Source organism: Thermocladium sp. ECH_B, assembly GCA_001516585.1.
Lineage (GTDB): Archaea > Thermoproteota > Thermoprotei > Thermoproteales > Thermocladiaceae > Thermocladium.
Window position 1 is genome coordinate 1 of sequence record LOBW01000077.1, and the last position, 8,256, is coordinate 8,256.

At 55.7% G+C, this 8,256-nt stretch carries 8 protein-coding genes and 1 pseudogene; all 9 read right to left on the minus strand.

The annotated features are described in order from the left end of the window. A pseudogene (locus AT710_08275) lies at positions 1-182 on the minus strand. A 173-nt stretch (positions 183-355) separates the two neighbouring features. Continuing rightward, entirely contained in the window at positions 356-1,393 is a 1,038-nt protein-coding gene (locus AT710_08280) for a hypothetical protein (GenBank protein KUO90772.1), read from the minus strand. 2 nt (positions 1,394-1,395) lie between these two features. Continuing rightward, positions 1,396-2,373 carry a 3-deoxy-7-phosphoheptulonate synthase gene (locus AT710_08285; protein ID KUO90773.1) on the minus strand — a complete coding sequence of 326 codons (978 nt, stop codon included), beginning with the start codon at positions 2,371-2,373 and terminating at the stop codon, positions 1,396-1,398. Next, positions 2,370-3,359, minus strand: a complete 990-nt coding sequence (locus tag AT710_08290) for a hypothetical protein (GenBank protein KUO90774.1) — start codon at positions 3,357-3,359, stop codon at positions 2,370-2,372. The genes AT710_08285 and AT710_08290 overlap by 4 nt, the downstream gene beginning before the upstream one ends. Next, positions 3,356-4,276: a transketolase gene (locus AT710_08295; GenBank protein KUO90778.1), complete on the minus strand. Its 921-nt coding sequence runs from the start codon at positions 4,274-4,276 to the stop codon at positions 3,356-3,358. Before AT710_08295 ends, AT710_08290 begins: the two co-directional genes overlap by 4 nt. 817 nt (positions 4,277-5,093) lie before the next feature. After that, positions 5,094-5,843, minus strand: a complete 750-nt coding sequence (locus AT710_08300) for a hypothetical protein (protein KUO90779.1) — start codon at positions 5,841-5,843, stop codon at positions 5,094-5,096. Positions 5,844-5,845: 2 nt separating this feature from the next. Beyond that, entirely contained in the window at positions 5,846-6,424 is a 579-nt protein-coding gene (locus AT710_08305) for an anthranilate synthase (protein KUO90775.1), read from the minus strand. Beyond that, a complete protein-coding gene (locus AT710_08310) occupies positions 6,415-7,653 on the minus strand; it encodes an anthranilate synthase (protein KUO90776.1) in 1,239 nt (412 codons plus the stop codon). Before AT710_08310 ends, AT710_08305 begins: the two co-directional genes overlap by 10 nt. Beyond that, on the minus strand, positions 7,650-8,256 hold a 607-nt coding region (locus AT710_08315), incomplete at its 5' end, for a hypothetical protein (GenBank protein ID KUO90777.1). The genes AT710_08310 and AT710_08315, both read right to left, overlap by 4 nt.

Sequence of the window (8,256 nt, forward strand, 5' to 3'; positions counted from 1 at the left end):
CCGCCGGCTCCCAGAACCATGGCAACGCCGCACTTAATGCCTCGATTAAGCATTAAATCAATTAATGCCTCCGCGTCGGTGTTGTGGCCAATTGCCTCCGCATCCCTAATGAGGACCGTGTTAACGGCGCCAATTAACGCGGCGGGTCCCTTCAATGCATCTAGGTACCTAACTATGGCCACCTTATGCGGAATAGTGACGTTGAATCCATTAAACGCGTCGCGAGCGACCTCAACTACATGCATCAACCTCTTGGGGCTAATGTCGAGGGGCACATAGGCAGCATCGAGCCCGAGGCGGTTATAGATGTAGCCATGAATCGCGGGGGAGAGGCTTGAGGAGATGGGGTGGCCGATTAAGGCGTGGATAAGCACCTAATCACCTCCCTCCTCAACTCCTCGATCCCCACATCAATTAACTCCCACTCCCCCACCCTCTTAACTAGGGGCATCGAGATGGAGTCGCCCCTCTTCTTCTTATCCGCCGATAGAAGCGAAGCCACATCCTCGAAATTCACTGGGGGGGAGCCACAGAGATGCAGGGACTCACATAGTTTAGTGAAGCGCGTCAACGCGGATTCATGCGTTACGCCGAGCCTAACCCCGAGACCCAGTTCACACTTCATTCCCAGGGCCACAGCCTCGCCGTGAGTGATCGAGAAGCCCGTGGCTCCCTCCACCGCGTGGCCAATGGTGTGGCCAAAGTTAAGCACGAATCGCTTCCCCAATTCCTCCCTCTCGTCCTCCTCAACCACCTTAGCCTTAAGGGNCGCCGAGCGCTCCACTACTAGCCGCACCGCCTCGCGCCTCCTGGATAACAACTCATTCACGTGGGACTCAACATAATCATAGAGGCCAGCATCAAGCGTTAAGCCGTACTTAATCACCTCCGCGAGGCCCGAGACGTAGTTCCTCTCATCCAGTGTCTCCACTAGCGTGGGATCAATCAGGACGAGGCGGGGCTGGTGGAAAGTGCCTATCACGTTCTTCACATTGCCGTAATCGACCCCCGTCTTCCCGCCTATGGCTGCATCCACCATGGCCAATAAAGTGGTTGGGACATTCACGTAATCAATGCCCCGCTTATATATTGATGCGGCGAAGCCGGCCACGTCAAGCAGGGAACCGCCGCCCACCGCTATTAATGTGTCCCACCTATCGGCTCCTCTGCTCAGTAATTCCCCTATTATATATATGGCTGTCTCTAGTCGCTTTGATGATTCACCATCCCCCAGCTCAATGGGGTTCCCCCTCATCAAGCCCCTCACGCTGCTCGCCATGACGGTGAAGAGGCGACCCCTCGCGCCCAGGTTCCTAGCCCTCTCCTCAATCTCATCCACGCTTCTCCCCATGCCCCCAATAACTATTCGGGAGGAACCGCACTTGCCGCGCATCTCTATGATCGAATCGCTTGAGATACTGCCCTCACCCTCCTCATTAATTCACCGAATGAGGCCGGCGTTAATTGCTGCTCGGCGTCCGATAAGGCCTTGGCTGGATTAATGTGAACCTCTACTAGAAGCATGTCGGCCCCCGCCGCTACCCCGGCTAATGCAAGCGGCTCCACGTACTCTCGCTTACCGGCGGGGTGGCTTGGATCAATGCAGACGGGTAGGTGGGATAATTTCTTGACGGCGGCAATAGCGCCCACATCCAACGTGAAGCGCAGGGTGTGGTCGAAAGTCCTTATTCCCCTCTCGCATAGCACCACGTTCTCATTGCCTCCCAACAATATGTAATCAGCCGCTGAGAGCCACTCCTCAATGGTCTCCCCAAAGCCCCTCTTCAATATGATGGGCTTATCCGTCTCTCCAAGGGCCTTCAATAACTCGAAGTTCTGGGCATTCCTAGCCCCGACTTGAAACGCATCCACGTACCTGGACGCTGCCTCAATGTAGCGTGGATCGGTGATCTCGCTTATCACGGGTAGCCCAGTCTCGTCGCCAATTCTCCTAAGCAGCTCGAGGCCCCTTAACCCAAGGCCCTGGAAGGAGTACGGACTGGTCCTAGGCTTAAATGCGCCGCCCCTCAGTAATTGGGCGCCCGCCTCCTTAACTGCCACGGCGGTGGACTTGAGTTGATCCTCATCCTCCACGGCGCAGGGACCCGCGGCGACGGCGAGCTCCCCGCCCCCAATAATGACTCCTCCAATCCTAACAGTGCTTGATTTACGCCACTTGGAGCTACTTAATTGGTAATGAGCGCCGGTCATTATTACGTCCCCCTCACCGCTTAACCCAAGCCTCGCGGGATCCTCGTCCGGCCACGCCACCACTAGATCAACCCCATACAGCCTAAGCGCCCTATACTCCAACCCGCTCCGCTCAAGCCTATTCAGCACAGGCTCCACTCCATTTCTTGGAATTATTATCATGAGACGCCACCCAAATCATTCGCTGTCCTAATCATTGCCTCCAGCCCAGCCCTGCGGGCAATGGGCGCATACTCATTATTCGACTGGATCTCCATGACCACGTCCTGGGACAACACGCGCTCCGCCACTGCCAGAGTTGATTTAAGGCTATGCGTAACGAATTGGGAATAATCAATGCCCAACGATAGCGATGCCTCCTCAAGGGCTCTACGCAGCGCCGCCAAGTAGAGGTGATGAATCACCTGCGTGACTGCCATTGCCCTATCATGCGCATCGGCCCCGCTAATCACTACCCTGAATCCGAGGCTCCTCCATAGCCTGGACACGAATTCCAGTGCTGCTCCACTCGTAACCGATGGAGTGACCACTATGGTCTCGTCCCCAACCCGCTCTGGAGAGGTGAAGAGTGGGTGAATGCTGACGTAATTAAAGCCCAACCGCATGGATAAGCCCTCCAATTCCCTGAAGAAGCGGCCCTTCACTGAGAATACATCGCTCACCACCCTACCCGAGGCGCATCTAAGCGAGTCCTGAAACGCGGTGTTGCCCAGTATTGATGGGCGCATCGCTATTATTATGTAATCGCTCTCCATGAATGCATCGCAGGGATCCACCTCCGGGGAACCAAAGAAGTCGGTTAAGTATATTCGCCCCCTCATGAGGGACCGCAGCGATGATGCAACGCGGCCGCTCCCAACTATGGTGACAACCCCCTCCACGGGCGGTAATTGCTGCCTAATTGATTCCCTCATTATTGCGTTGAGTAAATCATCAACGAGGCCCTGGGGGAGGCCGAGATCCGCCGCCATGCTTGCCCATCGACCCTTAACCACTGCCTCCCTATCCTCATCCCGCGGCGATGCGCCCCTCATTGCCTTCACTTCCCCTATCCTCCGCGCTATCTCCATTCTGCGAGCCACTATCCTCAGCAATTCATCATCCAACCTATCTATCTCCATCCGCAACTCATCAAGCATTAGCCTCACCTCGCATTGAGTAAATCCATGGCGGCATTAATTATTGATCTATAATTAACCCCGAAACGCATCAGTAAATCCCTCACGGAGCGCGCGGATCGGCCGAAGCCATGGGCGCCAATCACCCTAATGGGGACGGCGTACCTTGTTGAGAGCAATTCGGCCACGCTTGACCCGAGGCCTCCCTGGGCCATGTGCTCCTCCACAGTTATCACGGCGCCCGTCTTCTTGGCGTACTTGAGTATCAGATCCTCATCAAGGGGCTTCACGCTCGCCATATTTATCACGGAGACGGAGACACCCCTCTTCCCCAGCTCCTTAACAGCCATTATTGCGTCCCAAAGGATTGGGCCGGCCCCTATTATCGCTATGTCGCTCCCATCCTCCAATACAACGCCGCGGCCCAACTTAAATTCATAATTCAATCCATCAGTTATGGAGGGGGAGTAATCGCGGCCCACCCTATAGTACAGGGGCCCATCATGCCTCAACGCCGCCGGGAGGCTCCTCTCCACGTCGGCCGCATCGGCTGGAACCACTATTGAGAAGTTGGGCAATACGCGCATCAACGCTATGTCCTCAAGCACTTGATGGGAGGAGCCATCCGATATGTCGGAGTAACCCGCATGCGTGCCTATTAACTTCACATTAAGATTCATCCTTGCCACGGTATTCCTCGCCTGCTCCCATGCCCTCATTAGGAACATGGCGAAAGCCACTGCCGCCGGCCTCATGCCGGCCCCCGCCAATCCAGCCGCCACGCTGACCAATTCCTGCTCCGATATCCCGACATCTATGTACCTGGAGCCGTGGTTCTTGGCGACCATGGATGCACGCGTGGGTCCACCCACGTCTGCGGTGAGCACCACTAAATCGCTTAGCTCATCCATGGCCCTCACAAGGGACTTGCCGAGGGAGTCCCTCATGGATGCGGAGGGGCGGGGAGACTGGGAGGGACGCTGGAGACTAGTGTTCTCTATCTCTGGGCACCCATTTCCATGAATTGTCCTCGCTATTATGGCCTTGGGCCTACCCCTCACGCCGAGTAGCCTAATTATTTCCCGCACTAATTGATCCACGTCGTGTCCATTGACTTGAGCCACCTCGAGCCCCAGGGCCTCCATCGCCTTAAAGGCCCTCTCCTTAATGGGCCTCACTGGTCCATCCAGTTGAAAACCATTGGCATCAATCACTATCAATAAGTTATCCAGGCCCCTATTCACGGCATCCATTAATGCCTCCCATGCCTGGCCCTCATCTAATTCGCCGTCGCCCACCAGAACCAGGACATTATTGGGCTTGCCGCTTAACTTAAGCGCTGTTGCTAAGCCAATGGCGTACCCAAGGCCCTGGCCCAGGCTCCCCGTGCTCGCGTCAACCCCCGGCGTCGGTACCTCGGGGTGTCCCTGGAGCCTACTATGTATGTCCTGTATAGTGGGTAATTCATCCCTGCTCAGTAATCCAAGCTCGGCTAGCACCGCGTAAAGCGCTGGAGCAGCGTGCCCCTTGGATAGGATCACCCAGTCACCCCCATTAATTACCTTACCCACGTAGTACAGGGAGGCTATTATTTCCAGGCTGCTTAGGGAGGAGCCGAGGTGAATCGAGTCGCGGCGGCTCATTTCCATTAATGATTTACGGGATTCTAGGGAGATCTTCTTAATTTCTCCCGCTATTATAGATATTCCAATTGCATCTAGACCCCTCTCTATACCATATTTATAAGCATTGCCCCCATCCACGTCAACCATGAATCCTCACCCCCCTTAACTCGCGCGCCAGCCTTGGATCCCTCATTATCGCGGTGCCCACTAAAACCGCGTTGGCCCCCGCCCCAGCCAACTTCTCCGCGTCCAGCCTAGACGAGACCCCGCTCTCCGCGATAATTAGGTCGGCGCGGCCCCGAATCCCTCTAATCACCTCCACAACTGACTCCAGGGATAGGGAGAGATTATCTAGGTTCCTCGAATTCACTCCAAGCAGTTCCCCCGGAAACTCATCCAGCGCCGCGGCGGCGTCCGAGGCATTATCGACCTCCAGCAATACTTGAAGCCCCCTCCCATGCGCGTAATTGATTAGGCTACTCCTCTCCTCCCGCCCCAATGCCCTATATATGATTAAGACCGCTGATGCGCCTAGGCTCCTAGCCACGTCTATTTGGTGCTTATCCACCACGAAGTCCTTGAATAACACGGGTCTCCCGGTCGCCGCCGCTGCCTTAACGAAGATGTAGTTGCCGCCGAAGTATATGGGCTCCGCCAACACGCTGAAGCCAGTCACTGAGTCCCTAAGCGATGAGAAGTAGGTCCAGGGATCAATGCTTAGATTAATCACGCCAGAGGGACTCATCCGCTTATACTCAGCTATTAGGCCTAGCCTGCCGTCCTCATTATCCTCCTCAATGGCTCTCCTCATGTCCCCCGGCTCCACCATGGCCCTCTCCGTCTCAACTCGCTTCCTTGCCGCCATTATCGCGTCATCCAGGAAACCCATGGTCACACCTCGTTCAGGAAATTGCCCAGTATCTTCATGCCCACCTGGGTCCCCACGCTCTCCGGGTGGAACTGAACCCCGAAGATGGGGTGCTCAACGTGGTGGATCCCCATTATCTCATTATCATCCATCGACACCGCGTCCACGATTAGCTCGCTCGGCACGTCATCTATGACGAGGCTGTGATACCTCATTGCGCTGAACTCGGGAGCCAAGCCCAGGTAGAGGGGGGACTCCATTCTCCGTATCTTGCTTGCCTTGCCGTGCCTAATCGTCCTCGCCCGCCTAATTCTAGCCCCAAAAACGGCGCCAATTAATTGATGCCCCAAGCAAATGCCGAGGATTGGAATACGGCCCCTGAAGTAAATAACGGCGTCCCTGGATACACCGACGTCCCTCTTATTGAGGGGGGAACCCGGGCCTGGCGATATTATTAGCCTATCTGGCCTCATCCTGGCGAGCGCCTTCACGGAAACCTCATCATTCCTGACAACAATGGGCCTACTGCCTAGTTCCCCCACGTATTGAGCCACGTTATAGACGAATGAGTCGTAGTTATCTATTATAACCGTTAGATCCATGACTTGATCACCCTCTTGAGGCTGGCCAACTTATGCTCAGTTTCCTGGTACTCCAATTCAGGCACGGAATCAAACACTATGCCCGCCCCAGCCTGAACCCTAAGGACGCCCCCGGCCGCGAACATGCTTCTAATGGTTATGGCGAACTCGCCTCCAGCGCCATGAATGAACCCCACGACGCCGGCATACGGTTCCCTGGGCTCCCTCTCGTACTTGGCGATTAACTCCATGGCGCGCGGCTTAGGCGCCCCGCTAACTGTTCCCGCGGGGAATGTGGCGAACAATGCATCCACCACGTCATTGCCCTTCTCCAGCACTCCCTCCACCGTGGAGACCATGTGCTGAACACTTTGATACTTCTCAATTGAGTACATGTCCCTCACCTTAATTGTGCCGAACCTACATACGCGGCCCAAATCATTGCGGGCCAGGTCCACCAGCATAGTGTGCTCGGCCAAGTCCTTCTCGCTTCCCAGCAACTCATCCTCAAGCCTAAGATCCTCCCATGGCTCGGAGCCGCGGGGCCTAGTGCCGGCTATTGGCCTCGTCACTACCCTGCTCCCCTCAACCTCTATGAGGACCTCGGGGCTGGATCCAAGGAGTACTCGGGAACCCATTCTTAGGTAAAACATGTACGGCGATGGATTGAGATCGGCCAATTCATCGTAGAGCGGGAACAGGTTACCCTTGAACTCATACTCCTCGAACCTAGATAGAACCACCTGAAACACCTCGCCATTCTGTATATCCAGCAACGCGTTCTCCACCCACTTCTCGTAATCCTCCCTCCTCGTTCCCCTCACTAAGTTACCTATGCGTAGCGAGTGATCACCGTGCCCTAGATCCTCCAGCTTCGCGTTTAGGTACGCCCTGCCGAGGACATTATCATAAACAACGACGTTGCTCGGCACAATGAATTCCCCAAGCGGCCAACTCCGTGGGGGCTGCATGAATTCCCTCGCATAGTCCTCCATTAGGGTAATCGCCTCATAGGAGAGGTAACCAATCGCTATCCTGCCCTCCTCAAGCCTACCCAGCCTTAGGCGGAGGCGATGCAGATCATCATAGAGGGAGTCCCCGGCCTCTATCCTGTCCTCAATGCCCCACGCAACTATTGAGAACCTGGACTTATCGCCGCTTCCCTCGAGAAGCATGACGTCCTCCCCCGCATCCATCAATTTATCGGCTAACTCCCTCGGCGGCGGCACCTCGCCCAGCGGCACCTTCACTTTCCAATCACCTTCCTAATGGCCTCTACCTTAGCTGGATCCTTAATGCCTGGACTGGACTCCACGCCTGAACTTATATCTATTAGGAATGGATTCATAGCAGCCACCTCAGCCACATTACTCGGCGAAATGCCGCCCGCCACGCCCACCCTCATTCCACTAATGCCGCGAAGAAGCCCAAGGGGAAACTTGAGCCCGCGCTCATAAACATCAAAGCCCTGCTTCGGGGCATCTATTAGGACGTACTCCAAGTAATCACCGTATCGATCCAGCAACTCCGCGGCGCGAGCGGGAGCATTGGGGGACACGTATATCACTGGGGCAAACCTGAGCCCGCGGCCCAGCTTCACCGCTAGATCCAGTCCCTCCCTGCTCCCCAGGGCTGGGTGCTGAATCACGCCAACGCCGAGCAATGAAGCGACGCGAATCGCGTCCACAATGCTCATTTGGGAAAAAACGGCGACGGGAATTGATTGCTTCACGGCTCCCCGAATCTCCATTGCCCTATCAAGAGCAACGCTCCTCGCGCCGCCGCTGGTGTCCGGTATGAAGCCTATATAATCGACGCGGCCATCCAAGTACTCGGCATCGCTTCGCCTAGTG